General features: G+C 61.3%; 20 protein-coding genes and 1 riboswitch. Of the genes, 12 read left to right on the forward strand and 8 right to left on the reverse strand.

Features of this window, described 5'->3' with window-relative positions; genetic code table 11:
* Window positions 1-74: 74 nt before the first annotated feature.
* The 12 genes from HMPREF0326_RS12300 (at window position 75) to nrdG (ending at window position 14,735) form a co-directional block, all read left to right on the forward strand.
* Entirely contained in the window at window positions 75-1,223 is a 1,149-nt protein-coding gene (locus tag HMPREF0326_RS12300) for an ABC transporter substrate-binding protein (RefSeq protein ID WP_008684939.1), read from the forward strand.
* Between the two features lie 140 nt (window positions 1,224-1,363).
* Window positions 1,364-2,257: a branched-chain amino acid ABC transporter permease gene (locus HMPREF0326_RS12305; RefSeq protein ID WP_008684938.1), complete on the forward strand. Its 894-nt coding sequence runs from the start codon at window positions 1,364-1,366 to the stop codon at window positions 2,255-2,257.
* Window positions 2,257-3,294 carry a branched-chain amino acid ABC transporter permease gene (locus HMPREF0326_RS12310; RefSeq protein WP_020990580.1) on the forward strand — a complete coding sequence of 346 codons (1,038 nt, stop codon included), beginning with the start codon at window positions 2,257-2,259 and terminating at the stop codon, window positions 3,292-3,294. The genes HMPREF0326_RS12305 and HMPREF0326_RS12310 overlap by 1 nt, the downstream gene beginning before the upstream one ends.
* Window positions 3,291-4,109 carry an ABC transporter ATP-binding protein gene (locus tag HMPREF0326_RS12315; RefSeq protein WP_008684933.1) on the forward strand — a complete coding sequence of 273 codons (819 nt, stop codon included), beginning with the start codon at window positions 3,291-3,293 and terminating at the stop codon, window positions 4,107-4,109. The genes HMPREF0326_RS12310 and HMPREF0326_RS12315 overlap by 4 nt, the downstream gene beginning before the upstream one ends.
* A complete protein-coding gene (locus tag HMPREF0326_RS12320; RefSeq protein WP_008684931.1) occupies window positions 4,102-4,824 on the forward strand; it encodes an ABC transporter ATP-binding protein in 723 nt (240 codons plus the stop codon). The genes HMPREF0326_RS12315 and HMPREF0326_RS12320 overlap by 8 nt, the downstream gene beginning before the upstream one ends.
* Before the next feature lie 205 nt (window positions 4,825-5,029).
* Window positions 5,030-5,242, forward strand: a complete 213-nt coding sequence (locus tag HMPREF0326_RS12325; RefSeq protein WP_008684929.1) for a DUF6485 family protein — start codon at window positions 5,030-5,032, stop codon at window positions 5,240-5,242.
* An 84-nt stretch (window positions 5,243-5,326) separates the two neighbouring features.
* On the forward strand, window positions 5,327-6,256 hold the full coding sequence (locus HMPREF0326_RS12330; RefSeq protein ID WP_020990581.1) for a hypothetical protein: 930 nt from the start codon (window positions 5,327-5,329) through the stop codon (window positions 6,254-6,256).
* A 428-nt stretch (window positions 6,257-6,684) separates the two neighbouring features.
* Complete coding sequence (locus HMPREF0326_RS12335; RefSeq protein WP_020990582.1) at window positions 6,685-9,342, forward strand: M16 family metallopeptidase; 2,658 nt, start codon at window positions 6,685-6,687, stop codon at window positions 9,340-9,342.
* A gap of 714 nt (window positions 9,343-10,056) precedes the next feature.
* Window positions 10,057-10,959, forward strand: a complete 903-nt coding sequence (locus tag HMPREF0326_RS12340) for a hypothetical protein (RefSeq protein WP_008684925.1) — start codon at window positions 10,057-10,059, stop codon at window positions 10,957-10,959.
* A gap of 222 nt (window positions 10,960-11,181) precedes the next feature.
* A riboswitch (cobalamin riboswitch) is annotated at window positions 11,182-11,363 on the forward strand.
* Between the two features lie 130 nt (window positions 11,364-11,493).
* A complete protein-coding gene (locus tag HMPREF0326_RS12345) occupies window positions 11,494-13,749 on the forward strand; it encodes an anaerobic ribonucleoside triphosphate reductase (protein WP_009302350.1) in 2,256 nt (751 codons plus the stop codon).
* A 223-nt stretch (window positions 13,750-13,972) separates the two neighbouring features.
* Complete coding sequence (nrdD, locus tag HMPREF0326_RS16900; protein WP_008684923.1) at window positions 13,973-14,143, forward strand: anaerobic ribonucleoside-triphosphate reductase; 171 nt, start codon at window positions 13,973-13,975, stop codon at window positions 14,141-14,143.
* Window positions 14,121-14,735 carry an anaerobic ribonucleoside-triphosphate reductase activating protein gene (gene nrdG / locus HMPREF0326_RS12355; protein ID WP_009302351.1) on the forward strand — a complete coding sequence of 205 codons (615 nt, stop codon included), beginning with the start codon at window positions 14,121-14,123 and terminating at the stop codon, window positions 14,733-14,735. Before nrdD ends, nrdG begins: the two co-directional genes overlap by 23 nt.
* Before the next feature lie 153 nt (window positions 14,736-14,888).
* On the opposite strand, the gene HMPREF0326_RS12360 is transcribed toward nrdG, so the two are convergent.
* The 8 genes from HMPREF0326_RS12360 to HMPREF0326_RS12395 form a co-directional block, all read right to left on the reverse strand.
* Window positions 14,889-15,962 (reverse strand): bacteriohemerythrin, encoded by a 1,074-nt coding sequence (locus tag HMPREF0326_RS12360; protein WP_008684921.1) that lies wholly within the window; start codon window positions 15,960-15,962, stop codon window positions 14,889-14,891.
* Between the two features lie 99 nt (window positions 15,963-16,061).
* Window positions 16,062-17,366 (reverse strand): HD domain-containing phosphohydrolase, encoded by a 1,305-nt coding sequence (locus HMPREF0326_RS12365; protein WP_008684920.1) that lies wholly within the window; start codon window positions 17,364-17,366, stop codon window positions 16,062-16,064.
* 217 nt (window positions 17,367-17,583) lie between these two features.
* Window positions 17,584-18,738 (reverse strand): cysteine desulfurase NifS, encoded by a 1,155-nt coding sequence (gene nifS, locus HMPREF0326_RS12370; protein WP_008684919.1) that lies wholly within the window; start codon window positions 18,736-18,738, stop codon window positions 17,584-17,586.
* Window positions 18,739-18,741: 3 nt separating this feature from the next.
* The gene (nifU, locus tag HMPREF0326_RS12375) at window positions 18,742-19,578 is read right to left on the reverse strand and encodes a Fe-S cluster assembly protein NifU (protein WP_008684918.1); all 837 of its coding nucleotides are present in this window, start codon (window positions 19,576-19,578) and stop codon (window positions 18,742-18,744) included.
* Window positions 19,565-20,005 (reverse strand): RrF2 family transcriptional regulator, encoded by a 441-nt coding sequence (locus HMPREF0326_RS12380; protein ID WP_009302354.1) that lies wholly within the window; start codon window positions 20,003-20,005, stop codon window positions 19,565-19,567. Before HMPREF0326_RS12380 ends, nifU begins: the two co-directional genes overlap by 14 nt.
* A 35-nt stretch (window positions 20,006-20,040) precedes the next feature.
* Window positions 20,041-20,982 (reverse strand): homoserine O-acetyltransferase MetA, encoded by a 942-nt coding sequence (gene metA / locus HMPREF0326_RS12385; RefSeq protein ID WP_009302355.1) that lies wholly within the window; start codon window positions 20,980-20,982, stop codon window positions 20,041-20,043.
* A gap of 222 nt (window positions 20,983-21,204) precedes the next feature.
* The gene (locus tag HMPREF0326_RS12390; RefSeq protein WP_008684915.1) at window positions 21,205-21,924 is read right to left on the reverse strand and encodes an ATP-binding protein; all 720 of its coding nucleotides are present in this window, start codon (window positions 21,922-21,924) and stop codon (window positions 21,205-21,207) included.
* 105 nt (window positions 21,925-22,029) lie between these two features.
* Window positions 22,030-22,692 (reverse strand): HAD family hydrolase, encoded by a 663-nt coding sequence (locus tag HMPREF0326_RS12395; protein WP_008684914.1) that lies wholly within the window; start codon window positions 22,690-22,692, stop codon window positions 22,030-22,032.
* Window positions 22,693-23,171 lie beyond the last annotated feature (479 nt).

Genomic DNA, 23,171 nt, shown 5'->3' on the forward strand with positions numbered 1-23,171 from the left:
ACTGCCGTTGCGGGCCGCTGAAACGGCCCGTGCAGGACTGTCGTGTCGTGAACCGCACAACCTGGAGGGTTAGGATGAAACTGGGCAAACATCTTGCGGTGCTGGCCGCGTTGACGCTTTCGCTGGGTTTTGGCGTGCAGGCCGCGTCCGCCGCGGACAAAGATCCCATTAAAATCGGCGTGTATCTGCCGCTGACCGGGCAGAACGCCTTCGGCGGCCAGCTGGAGCTGGAAGGCGTGCGCCTGGCCCAGAAGGAAATGCCCACGGTTCTGGACCGCCCCGTGGAGCTTGTGGTGGTGGACAACAAGTCCGACAAGGTGGAAGCGGCCAATGCCGTGAAACGCCTGGTGGAACGCGACAAGGTCGTGGCCCTTATCGGCACCTACGGTTCCTCCCTGGCCATGGCCGGCGCTGAAGTGGCCGAAAAGGCCAAGGTGCCCGGCGTGGGCACCTCCTGCACCAATCCTTTGGTGACCCAGGGCAAGAAATACTATTTCCGCGCCTGCTTCATCGACCCCTATCAGGGCGCTGCCGCGGCCACCTATGCCTATGAAAACCTGGGCCTCAAAAAGGCCGCCGTGCTTATGGACATGACCAACGACTATGCCGTGGGTCTCTCCAGCTTCTTCACCCGCTCCTTCAAGAAGCTGGGCGGCGAAGTGGTGGCCAACCTCAAATACAGCTCCGGCGACCAGGACTTCACGGCCCAGCTCACCGAGCTGATCGCCAAAAAGCCCGACATCGTCTTTATGCCCGCCTACTTCGCCGAAGGCGCCATCATCATGAAGCAGGCCCGCGAACTGGGTGCCACCTTCCGTCTGATGGGCGCTGACGCCATGGACAATCCCGACACCGTCAAGCTGGGCGGCAAGGCCGCGGAAGGCTTTTTGCACACCACCTTCCCCTATGATTCCAAGATGACCAACATGAGCCCCGAGGCCAAGCGCTTCACCGAGGCCTGGAAAAAGGCCTATCCCGACAAGGAAACCAACGTGAACGGCGCTCTGGGCTACAACTGCTACTTCCTGATCGTGGACGCCATCAAGCGCGCCAATTCGGCCGACCCCCAGGCCATTGCCAAGGCCCTGGCCGAAACCAAGGATCTGCCCACCGCTCTGGGCAAGCTCTCCATCAACAAGACCCACGATGCCGAAATGCCTGTGGGCATCATCGAATACAAGAATGGGCAGCGCGTCTATGTGGGCGAAGTGACGCCCAAGTAAAACGGTTGCAGTATCTCGGCCCCGCGGCGGCTTGCCGTCGCGGGGCTCTGTCGTCTCTTTTTCCGCTGTGATCGCCGTTGCCCCGAAGCCGAATCGCCAGTGTCCGGGCTTCGCGGCACGGCCGCGCCCAGAGGTGGCCCATGAGCCTTGAGATGTTTTTGCAGCACTGTTTCAACGCCCTGACCCTGGGCTCGCTCTATGCGCTGATCGCCATCGGCTATACCATGGTCTACGGCATCCTGCGCCTGATCAACTTCGCCCACGGCGACATCCTGATGGTGGGCGCGTATTTCGTCTTTTTCGGCACCTTCGCCTTCGGCTGGCCCTGGGGCGTGGCCGCCATCATGTCCATTGCCGGGGCGAGCCTGCTGGGCGTGATCATTGAGCGGGTGGCCTACCGGCCTTTGCGCGACGCTCCGCGCATTTCGGCTCTGATCAGCGCCATTGCGGTATCCTTTTTCATAGAAAGCCTCGCCGTGGTGGTCTTTACCGGACAGCCCAGGCCCGTGCTCCAGCCGGAGTGGCTGGTTTCGGAATGGCAGGTGGGCGGCCTGCGCATCCTGCGCCTGACGGCCTTCGTGCCGACCATGACCGCCGTGCTGGTGGGCATACTGCTCTACATCGTCTACCGCACCAAGCCTGGCCTGGCCATGCGGGCCATTTCCAAGGATATTGAGACCACGCGTCTGCTGGGCGTGCGGGTGGACAACATCATTGCCTTCACCTTCTGCATCGGCTCGGCCCTGGCCGCGGCCTCGGGCATCATGTGGGCCCTGCGGTATCCGCAGGTGCATCCCTACATGGGCATCATGCCCGGCCTGAAAGCCTTTATCGCGGCGGTGTTCGGCGGCATCGGCTCCATCCAGGGCGCGGTGATCGGCGGCGTGGCCTTGGGCTTTGTGGAAATCATGACCGTGGCTTTCATGCCCGAGCTTTCCGGATACCGCGACGCCTTCGCCTTTGTGCTGCTGGTGCTGGTTCTGCTGATCAAACCCACGGGCCTGCTGGGCGAACGCATGGAGGAGAAAATCTGATGCGCCTGAACCGCAGCACCCTCCTGAACATCGTGGCCATGTTCCTGCTGGGCTGTGTGCTCTGGCAGGCGGAAAGCTTTCTGGGCGACTACCAGATCTACATCGCCAAGCTGATCTTCATCAATATCATCCTGGCTCTTTCCCTGAACCTGATTTACGGTTTCACGGGCCTGTTTTCCCTGGGGCAGGCGGGCTTCATCGCCGTGGGGGCCTATGTCTCGGCACTGTGTATCCTGCCGCCCGAGCAGAAAGAAATGATGTGGATTCTGGAACCCATCATCTGGCCTTTCTCCGAATTGTTCACTCCCTTCTGGACTTCCGTGCTGGCCGGCGGCTTTGTCGCCATGATTTTCGCCTTTTTGATCGCCGTACCCGTGCTGCGCCTGGGCGACGACTATCTGGGCATCGCCACCCTGGGCTTTGCTGAAATCATCCGCGTGCTCATCGTCAACGCCACGGCCGTGACCAACGGCTCCCTGGGCATCAAGGGCATACCGAGCCACGCCACCCTGCTGGCCTGTTACGGCTGGACGCTGTTTACTCTTATTGTGCTGGCGCGTCTGGTCTTCAGCAATTTCGGCAACGTGCTGCGCTGCATCCGCGACAATGAAATCGCGGCCAGCGTCATGGGCATCAACGTCTTTCGCTACAAGGTGCTTTCCTTCTGCATCGGGGCCTTTTTCGCGGGCGTGGGCGGCGCGCTGCTGGGCAGCCATCTTTCCACCATCGACCCGAAGATGTTCAACTTTCTGCTGACCTTCAACGTGCTCATGTTCGTGGTGGCCGGCGGCCTGGGCTCCCTGACCGGCAGCATCCTGGGGGCCACGGTGATCACCATCCTGCTGGAATGGCTGCGGGCCATCGAGGAACCCATGAATCTGGGCTTCATCGAGCTGCCGGGCATTCCGGGCATGCGCATGGTGGTCTTTTCACTGGTGTTGCTGGCGATCATTCTCTATCGGCGCGAGGGCATCATGGGCACGCGCGAGCTGACCTGGACGAGAATTTTCGCCTTCCTGAGGAGGCATAAGGCATGAGCGGCTTTGCATTGCCCACGCCGCCCGACTATGAGGGCGCGCTGCTGCTGGCCCGCGACGTGACCATGCGCTTCGGCGGGGTGACGGCGGTGAGCGAGCTGACCTTGGCCGTCCCCCAGGGGGCCATCGCGGGGATCATCGGCCCCAACGGCGCCGGTAAAACCACGGTATTCAACGTGCTGAGCGGCTTCTACACGCCGCAGGAAGGCGACGTGATTTTCGCGGGCAAGAGCATCAAGGGGCGCAAACCCTATGATATCTGCCGCCTGGGCATGGCCCGCACTTTTCAGAACATCCGGCTTTCGCGCCAGATGACCGTGCTGGAAAACATCATGGTGGGTTGCCATGTGCGCCGCCATTGCCCCTGGTGGATGGCTCCCCTGGGCCTGCCCCGTTTCTACCGGGAAGAGGCGGAGATCGCCCGCAAGGGGCGGCTGCTGGCCGAGCGCGTGAATCTGGGCGACCAACTGGACGAAAAGGCGGGCAGCCTGCCTTACGGGGCCCAGCGCCGCCTGGAAATCGCCCGCGCCCTGGCCACCGAGCCGCGCCTTTTGCTCCTGGACGAACCGGCGGCGGGCATGAACCCTCAGGAAAGCCTGGATCTGATGCACTTCATCGGGCACATCCGGGACGAATTCAATCTGACGATTCTACTCATTGAACACGACATGAAGGTTGTCATGGGCGTGTGCCAGTATATCTGGGTGATGGAGTACGGCGCGCTGATCGCCCAGGGCGATCCCGAATCCGTACGCAACAATCCTGTGGTCATCCGCGCCTACCTGGGTGAGGATGTGGTGGTGCAACATGCTTGAAATACGTGATCTCCATGTGCGTTACGGCGGCATCCAGGCCGTGCAGGGCGTCAGCCTTTCCATTCCGCGCGGCAGCATCGTGACCCTGATCGGGGCCAACGGCGCGGGCAAAAGCAGCATCATCCGTTCCATCGCCGGTCTGAACAAGACCATCAGCGGCGAAATTCTTTTTACCCGGCATGAGGGCGAGGAGCCGGTGTCCCTGATGGGCCTGAAGCCCGAGGGCATGGTGCGCAAGGGTATTTCCCTTTCGCCCGAGGGCCGCCGCATCCTGCCGCATTTGAGCGTGGAGGAAAATCTCTATCTGGGCGCGTATTCCCGCAAGGAAAAGGACGAGATCGCGGCGGACCTGGAATGGGTTTACACCCTTTTCCCGCGCCTCAAGGAGCGCAGCTGGCAGAAGGGAGGCACCCTGTCCGGCGGCGAGCAGCAGATGCTGGCCGTGGGCCGGGCGCTCATGAGTCGTCCGGACCTGCTCATGCTCGACGAGCCCTCGCTGGGCCTTGCGCCCTTGCTGGTGCGTGAAATTTTTGAAATCATCAAACGGATCAACGCGGAAGGCAAAACCGTGCTCTTGGTGGAGCAGAACGCCTTTGCCGCGCTTTCCGTGGCCCATTACGCCTATATTCTGGAAGTGGGCCGGGTTGTGCTGGAAGGTCCGGGCCGGGAACTGCTGGAAAATCCCAAAGTCAAGGAAGCCTATCTGGGCGGCTGATGCGTGGGCGGCCAGAGCATTTCAAGTCTTGACTGTTCTGTGGGCTGTTTCTAAATTAGGATTTCCATTCTCTGCCAAGGGCACTAGCCGTTACCGCGCCGGTGGCTTGCTTGAGCCGTTCACGGCGAAGCCGTGTTACGGCTCACAAGGTTCGCCTACGGCTAAAGCTCCTTTATGCCGGGAGCGGCGGATACGGAGAATATCCATGAAAGATTTCTGCACCTGCGCGAACAAAGCCTGCCCTCTGCATCCTTCCAGGCATGATAAGGGCTGTTCTCCCTGTATTGAAAAGAATTTGCGTCTTCGGGAAATTCCCAATTGTTTTGTGAAGCTGGTCAAAGAGGATGTGGATCTCAACGCATCCTACACGCTTGAAACGTTCGCGGATGTGATCAGGCAAAGCAAACAAAATGCCTGAGGCGGCTCTTGGACGGCCTCTTGAAAATATGCCGCCCATCCCGCATCATGGTCATATCTTCATACATCACAGGAGCTGATCGGCATGGCTGAGAAAAAATACCGGCTTGTGACCCGCAGCGATTTCGATGGCCTTGTCTGCGCCGTTCTGTTAAAAGAAATGGACATACTGGACAGCATCAAATTCGTTCATCCCAAGGATATGCAGGACGGCAAGGTGGAGATCACCGAAAACGACATCACCACCAATCTGCCGTACAATTCCAAGGCTCATCTGGTCTTCGACCACCACCTCTCGGAAACCCTGCGCCTGGGCGGCGCGCGGCCCGAGAATTACGTCATCGATCCCGAAGCTCCCTCGGCGGCCAGGGTCGTCTACGAATATTTCGGCGGGCGGGAGCGCTTTGTGGGCATCCCGCAGGAAATGATGCGCGCCGTGGACCAGGCCGACTCCGCCCGGTATTCCAGGGAGGACATCCTTGCGCCGGAGGGCTGGACCCTGCTCAACTATATCATGGACCCGCGCACCGGCCTGGGGCGCTTCCGCCAATTCCGGATCAGCAACTACGACCTGATGATGGAGCTTATCGAGCATTGCCGCACCAATCTCATTGAGGATATCCTGCAATTGCCGGACGTGAAGGAACGGACGGAGCTCTATTTTGAGCAGCAGCCCAAGGCCGCGGAGCAGATCAAACGCTGTTCCTCGGTGCACGGCAAACTGGTGGTGCTGGATCTGCGCGATGAGGATGTCATCTGGTGCACCAACCGTTTCATGATTTACGCGCTTTTCCCGCAGTGCAACATTTCCATGCATGTGCTCTGGGGCCTGAAAAAGCAGAACACGGTCTTTGCCGTGGGCAAATCCATTCTGGACCGGTCCAGCACGGTCAATATCGGTCAGGTCATGCTGGCCCACGGCGGGGGCGGGCATCTGGCCGCCGGAACCTGCCAGGTGCCCAACGAGCGGGCCGAGGAAGTGCTGCGCGAACTTGTGCCTGCCTTGCAGGGCTGAGCCGGAAAACCTCGGGTGTCCCGGCCCTTTGCCGGAATCCGCTGTTTTTTCCCCGCTTGCCTTGAGCGGCGGCAAAAACTACTATTCCCGGATGGAATGCGTCATGCCTTCCATCCGGTTTTGTTTTTACAGCCGGAGCAGACGCCCGCGCCCAGGCGCAAGAAAGCGCCCGGAGGCGGCGCAGCCGTGCCGTTGGCCCCAAATACGGGTATCGACAGCAGCGATAAACTATTTTTTTAGCGTTGCTGTCGGCATCCGTAAGGCTCGGAGACTTGCCAACGGTTGCCGCTTCCACGGTACGCGGGCTGCGTAGAATTTGAAATATTACATATTTCAAACGCAACATGCTGTAATGAGCGACCCTCCGGAAAAAATCCGCATCATGCGGAGACAGCCGGAAGACTTGAAACCAGTTTTCAGGAGTTTTCATGCGACATAGTATCTCCTTTCTGACAGCGGCGCTGTTCTGCGCGGCCGCCGTCCTGCTTTCCATCGGTCAGGCCTTTGCCGCCGGGCGCGCAGCCGCTGCCTCTTCCGTTTCGGCGAACGAGGTGCTGACCCGGCTGCCCAACGGGCTCACCGTCTATATTCTCAAGGACACGCGTTTCCCCCTGGTCTGCACCCGCTTGTATGTGCGCACGGGCTCGGCCAATGAAGAGCCGCGCCATGCGGGCATCAGCCATGTGCTTGAGCATATGGTCTTCAAGGGCACGGAGCACCGGCCCAAAGGCCAGGTGGCCCGTGAGGTGGAGGCCTTGGGCGGTTATCTCAACGCGGCCACCAGCTTTGACAAAACCTGGTATCTGACCGACATGCCCGCCGCGCACTGGCGCACCGGCATGGACGTGGTCAAGGATATGGCCTTCCAGGCCCAGCTCGATCCCAAGGAACTGGAAGCCGAGAAAAACGTGGTCATTTCCGAGCTCCAGCGCGGCGAGGATTCGCCCATGCGCAAGCTCTATGAAAACCTTCAGGTGGCCGGGCTCAAAAATACGCCTTACGGCCGTCCGATTATCGGCTATGTGGACACCATCAAGGCCATTACCGCCCAAGATCTGCGCGACTATGTCAAGCGCTGGTACCAGCCGCAGAACATGATGCTGCTGGTGGCGGGCGACATTGAGCCCGACGCGGTGCTGGCCTATGCCCAGAAGATTTTCGGCGGCCTGAAGAACGGCGGCGACCTGCCCGTGCCCCAGCCGCTGGACCTGTCCGGCGCGGCGGGTGGTCCGCGCGTGGAAGTGAGCCGGGGACCCTGGAACAAGGTTTATCTGGGCATTTCCCTTCCCGCGCCCGGTCTGCGCGACCTGCGCGCCGTGGATCTGGACGTGCTGAGCTATCTGCTCGGCGGCGACGGCACCTCGACCTTCTACCGCAAGTACAAGTATGAAAAACAACTGGTGGACGGCATCAGCGTGGACAATATGAGTCTGGCCCGCGCGGGCCTGTTGACCATCACCGCCCAGCTGGACGCCGACAAGCTGGAACCTTTCTGGCAGGAGCTGACCAGGGATCTGGCCGGGTTGACGGCCAAGGACTTCAGCGCCGACGCCGTGCGCCGGGCCAAGTTCAATCTGGAGGACAGCATGGACCGGGCCGGGGAAACCCTCAACGGTCTGGCATCCTGGAAGGGAACCATCCAGTTTGATCTGGGCGGGGAGCAGGGGGAGCGCAACATGCGTTTCGCCCAGCGCAATGTGGATGAAAATCAGTTGCAGAATGCCGTCAGCCAGTGGCTCGTGCCGGAACGGGCGCGAGTGCGTGTGCTGGCACCGGAAGGCGCGGCCCTGCCCGATCTGGAAGCCGTGCTGCGGAAGAACTGGCCCGCCGCTGCGCATGCGCAAAGCGTGGCGGCGGCAGCTGTGGCCGCCGGAAAGCGCGAGGTGGTTCAACTGGGCCAGGGCCGCACCCTGATCATGATCCCCGACGCCACGGTGCCCTATATTTCCCTGGACCTGATGCTGCCCGGCGGCAACGCACTGCTCAAGCCCGAACAGCAGGGCTTGGCGGATCTGACCGCCCGCCTGCTCACCGACGGCAGCGGCAATCTGGATGCCCAGGGCGTGGAGCGCTATTTCGCGGAACGCGCGGCCTCCATTGCCGCCAAGGCGGGCCTGCAGACCTTCGGCATCTCCCTGACCGGGCCCTCGCGCTTCAACGCGGAGTATTTCAGCGCGCTGGGCGATGTGCTTGCCAAGCCGCGTTTCGAAACCAAGGAACTGCGCCGTGAGGTGGATAACATGAAATCCGCCATCCGCCAGCGCTCGGACAATCCTCTGGCCTATATGTTCTCCAAGCTGAATCCCTTCCTCTATCCCGGCGGACAGCCCTATGGCTTTGACGGCCTGGGCACGCCCCGGAGCCTGGACGGCTTTGACCGCAAAGACGTGCAGGCTTTCTGGGCCCGTCAGTCCGGCCAGCCGTGGGTGCTTTCCGTGGCAGGCAGCTTTGACCGCGAGGCCGTGCTGGCCTTCGCCCAGGGCCTGCCCGCGCCGGAAGGGGAAGGCTTGGCCGTGGCCGCGCCCGACTGGGGCAAGGACAGAGCGCTCAGCCTGAATCTGCCGGGCCGTAATCAGGCCCATCTCCTGCAGATCTTCAAAACCGTGCCGCCCACCCATCCGGACGCGCCTGCCCTGATGCTGCTGCAATCCGTGCTTTCGGGCCAGAGCGGCCTGCTGTTTGCCAGCCTGCGCGACGAGCAGGGCCTGGGCTATACCGTAACCGCCTTCAACCGCAGCATGCCGGAGACGGGCTTCATGGCCTTTTACATCGGCACCACGCCGGACAAGCTGGAGCAGGCCCGGCGGGGCTTTGCCGGGATCATTGCCGAAATCAAGGCCAAGCCGCTGCCCAAGGCCCTGTTGGCCGCCGGAAGCAACCGCCTGCTGGGCGAATACCTGCGCGAGAGGCAGAGCCTGGCGGACCGCGCCGGTGAGGCGGCCACGGATGCCGTGCTGCACTATCCCCAGGATTTCCAGAAGCAGTTGCTGGACAAGGCCGCCACGCTGGCCCCGGCTGATTTGCAGGCCGTGGCCCGCAAGTATCTGGAACCGGCCAATGCCTATGAGGTAACCCTGCTGCCGTAGGAGCCGCTCCCAACGTGCTTTCATTCTCTCCTGCGCGAGGCCCGTTCCATGCGAAGTTCGAATATGCTTTACCATGCGTCCTGCGCCGGAATTCGCTTTCTTGGGCAGGGAATGAAACTTCCAACCTAGAGCCATTTCACCTTGAAATTGCTCTGGCGGCTGCGTAAGCAGGCGCTCGCCACGAGCGTCAGCCGTTGGCGGCTATGCCGCCGTACGGACATCGAGAGCAGAGCGAGCGGCTTAAAAACTTTGAGAATGTCAATTCTCAAAGTTAATCTGCTTAGAATATCCCCGGCGTTCGCAGGTTTTGTCTGAACAGCGCCCCGTCGCGGTCAAGTTCGACCGGGACGGGGCGCTGTTGCGACTTTACAGAACGCGTCCGCGTGAGCTATCCATGAAAAATCCTTGGGAAATAGGGCAGGTTAACGTTGAAAGATCCCCTGCTCCGGTGCTCACTCGCGTGGCCGCCCGCGCCTGAGGCAAAGGGCTGAAACTCAGTCCCACCGGGCGTCAGCTATTGCCGCCGGGGCTTGCCTGAACCGTTCATGGCGAAGCCTGGCTGTAGCCGCAACGCGACAGACGAGGACAGCATTGCTGCGAATAACGACAACAGCCGGCTGAGGTCAGCGCCGGCTTTGAGAATGGCAATTCCCCAACTTGCTCTGTGCCAAAGGACATGGCATGCATCCTTGGTGATGACAGGAGATCCGCGTAATGCCCCTCTGCCTCTGGCGTCCGAATATCGCAACCGCCCTGGAATACGCCCGTGACCGGGCCCTTCCGGTCCAACTCACCTTTGACGGCCGTCCGCGCGAAGCGGGACCTCTGCTCTGCACCGTAACCTTTACCGCCCGCGACATCACGGTCCTGTCCACGGCGGAGCCCCTGATTCCCGCTGAACTGAAGGGCGGGGAGTGCCGCATCTATTTCAAGCCGGATATCGAGGTGAAGCCGGAAGAGGCCAGGGACGGGCAGGAAGAGAGCGGTAAGGCTGCCGTCGCGCGGCACGGTTTTTATTGCAACTGCCGCGTGCAGGACGTGCGGCGCGACGCCGGAAACGCCCTGACCGAGATCACGCTCAAGACGCCTTTCCGTTCCTTATGGCGGGAGTTGCGTCGGCACGAACGGCTGCGCCTGGGGCCGGGCATGCTCAAAAAATTCCGCTTCTGGTTCGCGCCCATGTTGCCGGAGCAGCGCGGCCAGGTGCAGATCTATATGAGCCGTTACAGCCAGGATCTGGAACGGAAAATACGCCTGATCGACGTCTCCGCCGGTGGTGCGTTCGTGCGGCTGGTCGATTACGATCTGCTCAACGACATTGATATTGATCAGAATACGCTCTGCCTGCTCTATCTGGACTGCAACGGCCCGGAAGGAGAGTCCCGCAAGTTTTTTCTGGCTGCCCACAGCGTGCTTGTCGGTCGGAATAAAAAGGACAGCGCTCTGAATCTGCATTTGCGTTTTGTGCGCTATCTGTCCGCAGCGCGGCGGGATGCCGTGCTGGACTGGCAGCCAGTGGGCGAGGAGGGCGTGCCCGGTCTGGACCTCTGGATCACGGCGCGGCTCGGCGGCCCGTCAGGGAGAGGAGCCGAAAGCCAGGCCGCCCCGGCGCGGTGAACCGGCGGGGGCGGCAAGATGCTCCTGCCCGGCATCGTCGGCGATGAAACCATCCGGCGCTACCTTTTGGAGGGCATGGCGGCCCGGCACTGTGGCCGGAGCGCTGACGGTCGTCGCCGTAGGGCCGTACCCTTAAAATTTATCTTTTAAATTCAATATGTTGCTACGAAGCAAGGAAGCCTTTTTTCGCGCCTCTGATTGACAGAAAGGGGCTGTTTTGACTATCTCTAGAGATACGGAAGCGCCCTTCGGGGCTTAATAGGGAATCCCGTTCAAATCGGGAGCGGACCCGCCGCCGTGCGCCGAACTGATGCCGCTTTTCCTTGCGCGCCACTGGATTCGCTCCGGGAAGGCCGAAAAGCGAGCCGGCAAGCCGGAAGACCTGCTTTCATTCATCGTCTTTGAGGACGGACCGCCGGCAACGGGGCTTTTGCCGTCAGGTCTTGCAGTGAGGATAAATGCGCTTCCTCCTCCGCCTGTGTTGCGGGCGGAGGTTTTTTATTCCATACAGCCCCTCCATGCCTGGAGTTTTTCATGCCCGCCAGTATTATGAAACGGGACGGTGCGTCCGTGCCCTTTGATTCGGTCAAGATTCTCAACGCCATCACCAAAGCCAATCAGGCTGTGGGCGGCGAGGACATGTCGCCCACGGACCTGCTTTTCGTCACCGAAAAAGTCTGCAGAAAGCTGGATGAGCGCAGCCTCCGCCATGTGGAAGAAATTCAGGACGTGGTGGAAGAAACGCTGATCCAGTACGATTACGCCAAAACCGCCAAGGCCTATATTCTCTACCGCGCGGAGCACGCCAAGATCCGCAACGCGGAATCCTACCTGATGGATATCTACAAAAAGCTGACGTACTCCCCGGCCATCCGGGAGGACATCAAGCGGGAGAACGCCAATATTGACGGCGACACGGCCATGGGCACCATGCTCAAGTACGGTTCCGAGGGCTCCAAATTCTTCATCGACAATTATATCCTGCCCAAGGACGCCTCGGCCGCGCACCTTAACGGCGATATCCATATTCATGACAAAGATTTCTACATGCTCACCGAAACCTGCTGCCAGATCAATCTGATCCCGCTGTTCAAAAATGGTTTCTCCACCGGGCACGGCTATCTGCGTGAGCCCAATTCCATTGAAAGCTATTCGGCCCTGGCCTGCATAGCCATTCAGGCCAACCAGAATGAAATGCACGGCGGCCAGAGCGTGCCGCACTTTGACTATGCCATGGCCGAGGGCGTGATCAAGACCTATGCCAAGGAATACCGCAAGGCCTTCTGCGCCTGCCTGCGCATTGCCGGGGGCCTGGACGCGGCCGCTGCGGAGGAACTGGCCGGGAAACTGCTGGATGCCGTGGGCGTGCGCCCGAGCATGGCCGGAGCCGATGCTCTGGGCCGCGCGCTGACCGAAGCGGCTCCCGAACAGTGGAAAGAACTGACGGAACGCGCCCACGCCTATGCCGTGGACGAAGCTTTGGCCAATACGGACCGGCGCGTGTACCAGGCCATGGAGGCCCTGATCCATAACCTGAATACCATGAATTCCCGGGCCGGGGCCCAGGTGCCGTTCAGCTCCATCAACTACGGCACGGACGTCTCCGCCGAGGGCCGGATGGTCATGAAAAACCTGCTCCTGGCCACCCAGGCCGGTCTGGGCAACGGCGAGACTTCCATTTTCCCGGTGCAGATTTTCAAGGTCAAGGAAGGGGTCAACTACAATCCTGAGGACCCCAACTACGATTTGTTCAAACTGGCCATGGAAACCTCGGCCAAACGCCTTTTCCCCAATTTCAGCTTTCTTGACGCCCCCTTCAACCTCCAGTACTACAGGGACGGTTATTACGACAGCGAAGTGGCCTATATGGGCTGCCGCACGCGTGTGCTGGGCAATGTGTATGATCCGGAACGCCAGGTGACCTGCGGACGCGGCAATCTGAGCTTCACCTCCGTGAACCTGCCGCGCCTGGGCCTGGAAGCCCGTAATGATCCGGAAAAGTTTTACGCCCTGCTGGATGAGAAGATCGACCTGGTCTTCCGGCAGTTGCTGCACCGGCTCAAGATCCAGAGCGCCAAAAAGGTGCGCAACTATCCCTTCCTCATGGGCAACGGCATCTGGCTGGATTCCGGCAAGCTGGACTGGGACGACGGCATAGGGGAAGTGCTCAAGCACGGCACCTTGACCATCGGCTTCATCGGTCTGGCCGAGGCCCTCAAGGCCCTGGTGGGCGCGCATCACGGCGAAAGCGAGGAGGCCCAGAAGCTGGGCCTGGAAATCATCGGGCATATGCGCCGTCGCGCCGACGAGGAAGCGGAAAAGACCGGCCTGAACTTCACGCTCATCGCCACCCCGGCGGAAAGCTTAAGCGGGCGTTTCGTGTCCCTGGACCGGGAGCGCTACGGCAGTATTCCCGGCGTCACGGACCGCGATTATTACACTAATTCCTTCCATGTACCGGTTTACTATCCCATCAAGGCCTTCAGGAAGATCCAGCTGGAAGCTCCCTACCACGCCATGACCAACGCCGGGCACATCACCTATGTGGAGCTGGACGGGGATACCTGCAAAAATCTCGAGGCCTTTGAGCGCATCATCCGCTACATGCATGATCAGGGCGTGGGCTACGGCTCCATCAACCATCCCCTGGACCGCGACCCGGTCTGCGGCTACACGGGCGTCATCAACGACGTCTGCCCGCGTTGCGGCCGCCGCGAGGGCGAGGGGATCAGTCTGGAGGCGCTGCGGGAACTCCGCAGAAAATACCCCCAGATGCCCAAGTGGGAATGAACGGTCGAGGTGGAATATCATAGTGGAGCAATTTCAACTTGAAATTGCTCTGGCGGCTGCGAAGGCGAGGGCGCGATTCACTTGCGCCGTTAAGCGCCGAAGCGGGCGTCTCAGATACTCTGAGAATGTAACTTCTCAAAGTTGATCCGCGTTATTGAACCCCGGTTCCCGAACCGGTGGGAAATTTTTTACAACTTTCAGAACCAGAAAGGAGATTGCGGCAATGCTGATGGAATCGCGCTTGTTTGAGGAAACGAAAACGAAACAGAAGATGGTGGGCCAGGGCATGGGCTTTGAGCGCATCCGCCGGATCACCGGTTATCTGGTGGGCACCCTGGACCGCTTCAACAATGCCAAGCGAGCCGAGGAGCATGACCGGGTTCGCCATGCCTGAGCGGACCGCGTCCGCGTCGCCCGCTGCGGCCCGCGCGCGGGCGGGGTTGCAGTCGGACAGTGAAGCGCGCCCGTCTCTGCGTCTGTCCGGCATTGTCGAAGAATCCATTGTGGACGGCCCGGGCCTGCGCTTTGTGCTCTTTACCCAGGGCTGTCCGCACGGCTGCAAGGGCTGCCACAATCCGGAAACGCACAGCTTGGAGGGCGGTTTCATCCGCGACGTGGACGAACTCCTCGCTGTGTATGACGAAAATCCGTTGCTGGCCGGAGTGACCTTTTCCGGCGGCGAACCCTTTCTCCAGGCTGCGGCGCTCTGCGCCGTGGCCGAGAGGGTCCGCGCGCGGGGCGGGGATGTGGTCACGTACACCGGCTATACCTATGAATCTTTGCTGGCGCGGGCGGAACGCGGAGACGCTCCGGAAATAGCCCGCCTGCTGGAGCTGACCGATCTGCTTATTGACGGGCCGTATCTGGAAGCTCTGCGGGATCTGGATCTGCCCTTCCGGGGCAGTTCCAACCAGCGTCTGCTGGACAGGGAGCAGCGGCGTCAGCTGGCGCACGCTGCAGGAAAGCATGCAAAGAACGCGGCCTGAGCCGGGCTGATTCCGATCTTTTCCGCCGTGCGGCAGTCCTTGTCGCGAATGGCCATGACGAAAAATGAGCGTATAAAAAAAGTTCAGGCGCCGCTGTGAAGAATGGCGGCGCCTGAACAAATGTGTTTCAGCGTAAATTCGGTCCGGCCGGAATCATTCCCGACCGTCGCCCGACGCTTTGGCAAGATAGGGGGCAAAGGCGACATCCATGCCCTGAATGTGCTCAATGAGCCAGTTTTTCAGAAAGTCCAGCACTTCCGTATCCACATTGGCCTTGCCGTCTGAAACCGCGTCGCGGAATTCCACCACTTTGGCCTTGAACTGGTCGTGCACGCGGATATGCTTCTCCACATCCGGGTAGTCGGAGTGGCTGAAGAAGATTTCCTCTGTATTGAAGTGGGTGAAGGCATAGCCCGCCAGAGCGTCCAGCACTTCCAGCAGTGTCTTTTCATCCCTGCCGTCCCGGATGGCCCGGTGCAGCTTGTTGATGTAGGAAAGCAAAAGTTTGTGCTGCCCGTCAACGGCCGGTACGCCCGTGGACAGACTGTCGGACCAGGTCACAATGGCGTCGCCGCTGGGTCGGAACACGGCTGGTTGTTCTGTCTGCGCCATGTCGGTGAATTTTTCCACCTGCGCCAGACAGGCATTGAGAAAATCCAGATCACTGTTGAATTTTTTCAGAAATTGCGTGATGAGCGCATCCGCGCCGCGCGCGCGGCACGAGAGCGCTTCCTCACCGGCCGGGGCCGCGCCGGGACCGGATTCGGCCAGGGAAGGCAGCAAGCGGGATAATTCATCGGAAAGTATGTGGATGCGCGTGGCGCTTGCCGCCAAGTTCTCGCGGATCAGCTGCTGACCGGCCTGTATCAGTTTGTATTTTTCGCGCCACTCCTCCAACGACTGGGTCGCCTCCTCGGCGTCCCACCGGGCCTGGGCCAGTTCGCGCCGTAACAGCTCCGCATGTTCGGCCGCCGCGTCCGCCACTGGGCGCAGCAGGCCGTAGGCCGCGTCGCAGGGCAGGGCGGCGGTTTCCTTCAGGCCGCGCAGATCCCGTTCCAGCGCCTTTGCCGGGGCGAATACCGCCCGGTAGAGCAGAATCAGGCCGCAGCCGCCCAGCAGCAGGGCCAGAACCGGCAATATCCAGTCCAGGGGCGCGGCGGGGGCCAGAACCGTGGCCGCACCCGCCAGCAGCCCACAGGCCAGCAGCAGAAAGAGAGTGGTACGCATCGTTATATCCTGCCTTGCGCATAACAGCTCCTGGAGCCTGTCGCGCTTGAAATTGTTCCTTGACGGTCAAGCAAGCGTGCGCGGAATATTTTGACAGTATCAAAATGCTCTGTGGCCGTAAGGCTCGCCGTCGTGGACGGGCGCTTCGCCCTCGGGGCCGGTTTTGTCCGGCTTGCGGCACAGGGCGCGCAGTTGCTGAAAATTTTCAGCGGCCTTACGCTGCCCGTCAAGGCGGGCCCGATTGATCCGGGCCACGTCGTCGGCCAGCAGACGCACCACGTCGGCGTCCAGGGCACTCCGACCGGCCATGTCCCGCATGATCGTCAGGGTATCGTCGATCTGCATGCCTTGGCGGTAGGGCCTGTCCTCAGTCAGGGCGGTGAACACGTCGGCCACGGCCATGATCCGCGCGGGCAGGGGGAGTTGACGTCCGCTGAGGCCCAGAGGATAGCCCGAACCATCGGGCCGCTCGTGGTGCAGGCCGCCCCAGGTCCGGATGCAGGCAAAACCGGGCACGCTGCCCAGCAGATCCAGGCCGACTCCGGCATGACGCTGAATGACGGCGAATTCCTCGGGGGTGAGGGCAGCGGGTTTTTCCAGGATCTCCGTGGGCACGGCCAGTTTGCCGATATCGTGCAGCAGACCGGCCACAAAAATGGTGGTATATTCCTCTGCGCTTGCCAGGCCGCTGCGCTGTAGCAAGGCACGGGCCGTATAGGCCACGCCGCTGGAATGGGTGGCCGTGAACGGACTTTTGGAGTCGGTGATCAGGGAAAACAGCCCGCAGACCTTCAGCAATTTCCGTGGCCCCAGGCATTCTGTGGGGGTGATTTCGCCCAAATGTTGGAGCATGGCTTCCGCATGGCCGGCCTGTTCTACGAACTCCCGGTCTTCGGCCAAAGCGCGCAGGGCCTCCAGGTAGCGTGGGGCGAACTTGCCGCTCTGGCGGGAAAGATGCTCGGCCACGGCGGTGAAATCCGTATTTTTCTGCGCACGCAGGGCAATGTCCAGCCTGTCGGCCAGATGGATGAGATTGCCCAGACGGGCGTCCCCACCGCATGCGCGGGCCGTGCTCCAAGGGGTATGGTGGTGGAGGACCAGGGTATGGATGGCCTCCGGCAGTCCCGCTGTTTTGCAGAAGGCCCAGCCCGCACGGGAGTGGGGGCCCTCGTTGATTTCAAAAACCAGATCCCTGGTTTCCGTTTTCAAGGGCACGGTGCCGATATCGTGGAGGATGGCCGCGGTCAGCAGCTGGCTGCGCCTGCGTCGGCTGTAGCCCAGTTTCTCCGCCATGCGCAGGCTCAGATAGGCCACGCGCGCGTGATGTCCGGCCAGAGCCGGCGTCACCATGTCCAGCGCGGTGGAAAAGCCTCTGAGCAAATCAAAAAGACGGATCGTCCGCATAAAGCCTCACGCTGTTGCCCTCACCGGAAGAATACCCTGAAGGGCTGAGCAAAACTAAATCATAGTGGTTCGGGAGGCAAGCGGGTACGCCGTTTTTATGTAATGCACACTTTTTTGTAAGCCATGGCCCGCCGCCGGGCGTTTTCACCGTCTGTCCGGCGGGAGGCATATGAAAACGCCGGAGGGCATGCCCTCCGGCGTTTTGCCGCATTCCGGATCAGTTCTTGAAGGGGGAAATCGCCCGCAAGGTTTCAATGACGCCGGGGAAGTTTTCAATCACGTAATCCACATCCTCTTCCGTGGTGTAGCGGGAGAGGGAGAGACGCACCGAACCGTGGGCGTAGTTGAAGGGCACGCCCATGGCTCTGAGCACATGCGACGGCTCCAGGCTGCCCGAGGTGCAGGCCGAACCGGAGCTGGCGCAGATGCCCAGACGGTCGAGCATCAGCAGGATAGCCTCGCCTTCCACATTTTTGAAGGCGATATTGCTGGTGTTGGGCAGGCGGTTTTCCACATCGCCGTTGACCATGCAGTCGGGGATGCGCTCCAGCAGGCCGTTTTCCAGCTTGTCCCGCAGCCGGGCCACATTGACGCGCTCTTCCTGCATATGGTCGCTGGAGAGTTGGGCTGCCATGCCCAGGCCCACAATGTAGGGCACGTTTTCCGTGCCCGCCCGGCGGCCCCGTTCCTGATGGCCGCCGCGCAGAAACGGTCTGAAGCGCACGCCCTTGCGCACGTAGAGCACGCCGATGCCCTTGGGCGCGTGGATTTTGTGCCCGGACAGGGAGAGCATGTCCACCGGCAGATGCCTGAGGTCGATGGGGGTTTTGCCCACGGCCTGTACCGCGTCGGTGTGGAAGAGTATGCCCCGTTCCTTGGCCATTTCGGCCATGGCCTGGATGGGGTAGATGTCGCCCACCTCGTTGTTGGCGAACATGATGGACACCAAGGCCGTGTCGTCGGACAGGGCGGCGGCGTATTCGTCCAGGTCCAGGCGGCCCTTGCCGTCCACGCCGAGCAGGGTCACGTGATAGCCCTGGCGCTCCCAGTACTGAACCACATTGAGCACCGCCGGATGCTCCACCCGTGTTGTGATCAGGTGGCGCTTTTCCGGCTGGGTCTGGAGGGCGGACCAGATGGCCGTATTGTCGCTCTCCGAGCCGCAGGAGGTGAAAATGATTTCATCCGGACCGGCCCCCAGCAGGGCGGCGATGCGTTCGCGGGCCGTGTCCACGGCTTCGCCCACCTGGCCGCCGAAGCTGTGCATGCTGGAAGGGTTGCCGTAGAGTTCGCCCAGATAGGGCAGCATGGCCGCGAGCACTTCCGGGGCCACGGCCGTGGTGGCGTTGTTATCGAGATAGATGGTCTTCATGGCTTAAGCCTCCTCCACCACGATGTCGGGTTCCACATGCTCGCGCAGCAGACGCTCCACCAGATTGCGGATGGTCACCTCGCTGGAACGGCAGTGCGAGCAGCGTCCGCGCAGGGAAACGGTCACCCGCTTGCCGTCCACGTCCACCAGCTCGATGTCGCCGCCGTCGGCCGCGAGCTGGGGCCGGATTTCCTCGTCAATGGTCTTGAGCACCTGCTGCATGCGCTGCACGTTGGTCATGCGCGGCTTGGGCTTGAGTTCGGCCAGAGGCTTCTGCTTGAGCTCGGTGGCGAGAATTTCGGCGATCTCGTCCAGGCATTCACCACAGGCGCCACCGGCCTTGGTGTAGTTGGTGATTTCCTCCACGGTCTTCAGATTGTTCTCGCGGATGGCTCGGATGATCTGGGCGTCCGTGACGCCGAAGCACTTGCAGACCAGCTTACCCTCTTCATGGGCGTGGGGCACGGGCGGCTCGCCCTTCCACTGGCGGATGGCCGCCTCAAGGGCTTCCTGGCCCATGACCGAACAGTGCATCTTCTGCTTGGGCAGGCCGCCCAGGGCATTGGCGATGTCCTTGTTGGTCAGCTTGAGCGCCTCGTCCACCGTCATGCCCTTGATCATGTCCGTGAGCACGGAGCTGGAGGCGATGGCGCTGGCGCAGCCGAAAGTTTCAAAACCGGCGTCCTCGATGACGCCTTGGTCATTGATTTTCAGATAGAGCTTGAGCGCGTCGCCGCAGGCCAGGCTGCCCACCTCGCCCACGGCGTTGGCGTCGGCCAGGGGGCCCGCGTTGTGCGGGTGCAGGAAATGATCATGCACGGCTTCGCTATAATTCCACATAATTGCCTCCTGAAGCGGAATGCTTCTCAGATTCTATGATTTCCCGGAGAGTGTGCTGCTGCAAGAATCCACGGATGTGGCCGTCCAGTTCTTTCCAGAAGCCACGTGTGGAACATTGCTGTTCACGCTGGCAGCACCGCCCCTTGGTCAGGCAGCGCACCGGCGCGATCTCGCCCTCCAGGTGCAGAAAGACATCTTCCATATTGATTTCAGATGGATCTTTAGCCAGGGCGTAGCCTCCGCCCGAACCGCGCACGGCCCGCAGGATGCCCAGAGGCTTCAGGGCCCGGACAATCTGCTCCAGATAGCCCGAGGAGATGTTCTCCTCGCGGGCCACTTGACCCAGCTGCAGCAGACTGTCCTTGGGCTGGGCCGCCAGCCGCAGCAAAAAACGTAAACCGTAACGGGTTCTGGTGGAAAAACGCATGCGCACCTCGCTGGTCGGACAGAGGCTCCGGCCGGTTATTCCGCCCGTGTCTCACGGCTTCTGGAAATGGCCGTGAGGCTGAACGGGGTTTCCTGATATACATAATAATTGAGCCAGTTGCTGAAAAACAGGTGGGCGTGCGCCCGCCAGGTCATCAACGGCATGGCCGAGGGATTGTCGCCGGGATAGTAGTGCCTGGGCACCACGGGGTCCAGGCCCTTGCCCAGATCCCGCCGGTATTCGGCGTCCAGGGTGCCCCGATCGTATTCCAGATGGCCGGTCATGAAGACCTGGCTGTGGTCCAGGCTCTCAGCCAGGGCCAACCCGGCCTCGCCGGACTCGGCCAGGACGCGCAGATTGGGCACCTTGAGCACGTCCTCCGCGCGCACTTCGGTATGCCGTGAGTGCGGAGCCAGAAATTCGTCGTCAAAGCCGCGAAACAGGCGGCATTCCGGATGCAGAACCTCATGACAGAAAATGCCCGAGACCTTGGCCGGAAGAATGTACTTGGGCAGGCCGTAGAAATGGTACAGAGCCGCCTGGGCCGCCCAGCAGAGATAAAGCGTGGAGTAGACGTGTCCCTGGGCGTAGCCCATGATTTCCAGCAGTTCCTGCCAGTAGTCCACATCCTCGAAAGGCAGATGTTCCACGGGCGCGCCGGTGACGATCATGCCGTCAAAACTGCGGTGGCGGATCTCCGCGAAGGTCTTGTAAAAACGCTCCAGATGGCGCAGGGGCGTATTCTTGGATTCGTGCGCCGCCGTGCGCAGCAAGGTGATGTTGACCTGGATGGGCGAATTGCCCAGCAGGCGCAGCAGCTGCGTTTCCGTGGCGATTTTGGTGGGCATCAGGTTGACGATGACGATCTCCAGAGGCCGGATGTCCTGCCGGCGGGCGCGGTCCTCGGTCATGACGAAGATGTTTTCATCTTCCAAGGCGGCGCGGGCCGGGAGATCAGCGGGAATCTTGATGGGCATGTCCACAATCCTTTACAAGACCTTGCGCAAAGGCAAAGCGTGCTTATCCTCAGATATACGATGTCGTTGCATCAAGCCGTGCTTAAAACATAGTTGTTTGCTAGGTTTTGTCAAGGCGTAACAAAAAATTTTACCCGCGCCGCAGCCCCGTGCGAGGCGCCGTCAGCGCCGTTGATTCCCGGCTTTGGCCACACATCAGGCCAAAGCCGGGTTTTGTTTTGTTCAGCTCAGCCGCGCCACATGGATTTCCAGGGGCAGATCACAAGCCGCCGCCTCCAGGGCCTGTCCGGCCAGGCGCTCCAGCCCGCCGCAGCAGGGCACGCTCATGCGCAGCACCGTGAGCCCGGCAATGCGCCCGGTGCGCAGGATGGCCGTCAGTTTTTCCAGCAGGACCGTATTGTCTTCCAGTTTGGGACAGGCGATGAGCGGCACGCGGCCCGCCAGCCAGTCCTTGTGCAGGTTGGGCAGGGCGAAGCCCGCGCAATGGGCGGCCAGCAGCAGATGCGCTCCGTCCAGAAAGGGGGCCTGCGGCGGCACCAGCCGCAACTGGATGGGCCAGGTGGGCAGCTCCACGCGCAGAGCTTCAGGGGCGGCCGGAACGGCGGCGTTCCCGTTCAGGGGCCGCAACACCCGCGCCGCGCTGCCGGGACAGCCGCCCGCCGGAGGCATCATCGGCGCGGGCCGGTCCGGGCTGTTTGGGGTCTCCCTCTGAGCCTTGGCCGCCAGGGCCGCCGCCTCGTCAAAGTCCGGGGCTTCGCGCGTGGTCAGGGTCAGCGCGCCCTGCGGACAGTTCAGGCAGGCTCCCAAACCGTCACAGAATACTTCACTGACCAGACGGGCCTTGCCGTCAATGACGGCCAGCGCGCCTTCGGCGCAGTCCAGCACGCACTGGCCGCAACCGTTGCATTTTTCCTCATCAATCTCAATAATGGGTCGTTTCATAGTCTTCCTTCGTCAGGCGAGAGCCCGGCGCGGCGGCAAAACCGCCGGAAGAGCCGGAAAGCATGTTTTCCGGCTCAGTGATCCTCGTAAATCGCCTATGGCGAGTTACGACATGAGTACTAGTTCCGGCAATTGCGCCGGTGTGTCCACCAGATGTCGCGCGCCTGCGGCGCGCACTTCTTCAAGGCCGCGAAAGCCCCAGGCCACGCCTACGGAAACCATACCCGCATTGCGCGCCGTGAGCATGTCCACGTCGCTGTCGCCCACGTAAAAGCACTGCCCGGCCTCCAGGCCCAGCGCGGCCAAGATGGCCCGGGGTCCGGCGGGATCGGGCTTGAGCGGCGTGCCGGATCGCCCGCCGCGTACCTCGGCAAAGGGAATTTGTGGGAAATAGCGGCTGATCAGAGTCCGGGTGAAGTCGTCGGGCTTGTTGGACAGCACGGCCAGGGTCAGGCCGTGCCGGGCCAGTTCCGTCAGGGCTTCGGGCATGCCGTCATAGGGATAGGTGCGCTCGTGCATATGTCGTCCGTACCAGGCGCGAGCCTCGTCCACCAGGGTGGTGAGCGCTTCGGGCGTCAGTGCTTGCAGCGCCGCCGGGGGCAGGGCGCTGCGTACCAGACGGCCGAAGCCGTTGCCCACCATCCGGCGGTAGGCCGCCAGGGGATGCGTGGGATAGCCGTGGGCGGCCAGAACTGCGTTGCAGGCCTGGCCGATGTCTTCAAGCGTGTTCAGCAGGGTACCGTCCAGATCAAAAATAAAAGCCTTCATATCCGCTCCATTCTACTGAACAAACGTTGCCTCGCGGCTTTGCGCCGCCTTCGGGTGGATCCGCCGACAGCGAGTTTGTCTGCCAGTATAGCCGAAAAACGCCATAATCCCAAGTGTCGCGTACGATGGCGGCAGGGCAGACGCATCTAAAAAGCCTTTATTCCCCGATAGATCGGGGAACGAACAAAAAGAGGCGAAGCTACCTTTACTCCGCCGGAGCGAAGCGCAGGCGGATGGCTGGTGCCGGGAGAATCCTAAAAAATAAGATTTTTGCGTGCCGGCAAGGAAAATGGCGCTTTTTGCGCGGAATGTACTCAAGTACATGAGCAGCAAAAAGCGCCAGATGACGCAGCCAGCACACAAAAGGCTGGTTTTGACGGATCATCACGGCAAATAAAAGGCCTGCAAAGCCTGGAATTAGATGCGTCTGCCCTGACGATGGCGGATCGGTTGGGCAACATGCCGCGTCCGGGCGTAGT

Source organism: Desulfovibrio sp. 3_1_syn3 (assembly GCF_000145315.2).
GTDB lineage: Bacteria > Desulfobacterota > Desulfovibrionia > Desulfovibrionales > Desulfovibrionaceae > Desulfovibrio > Desulfovibrio fairfieldensis.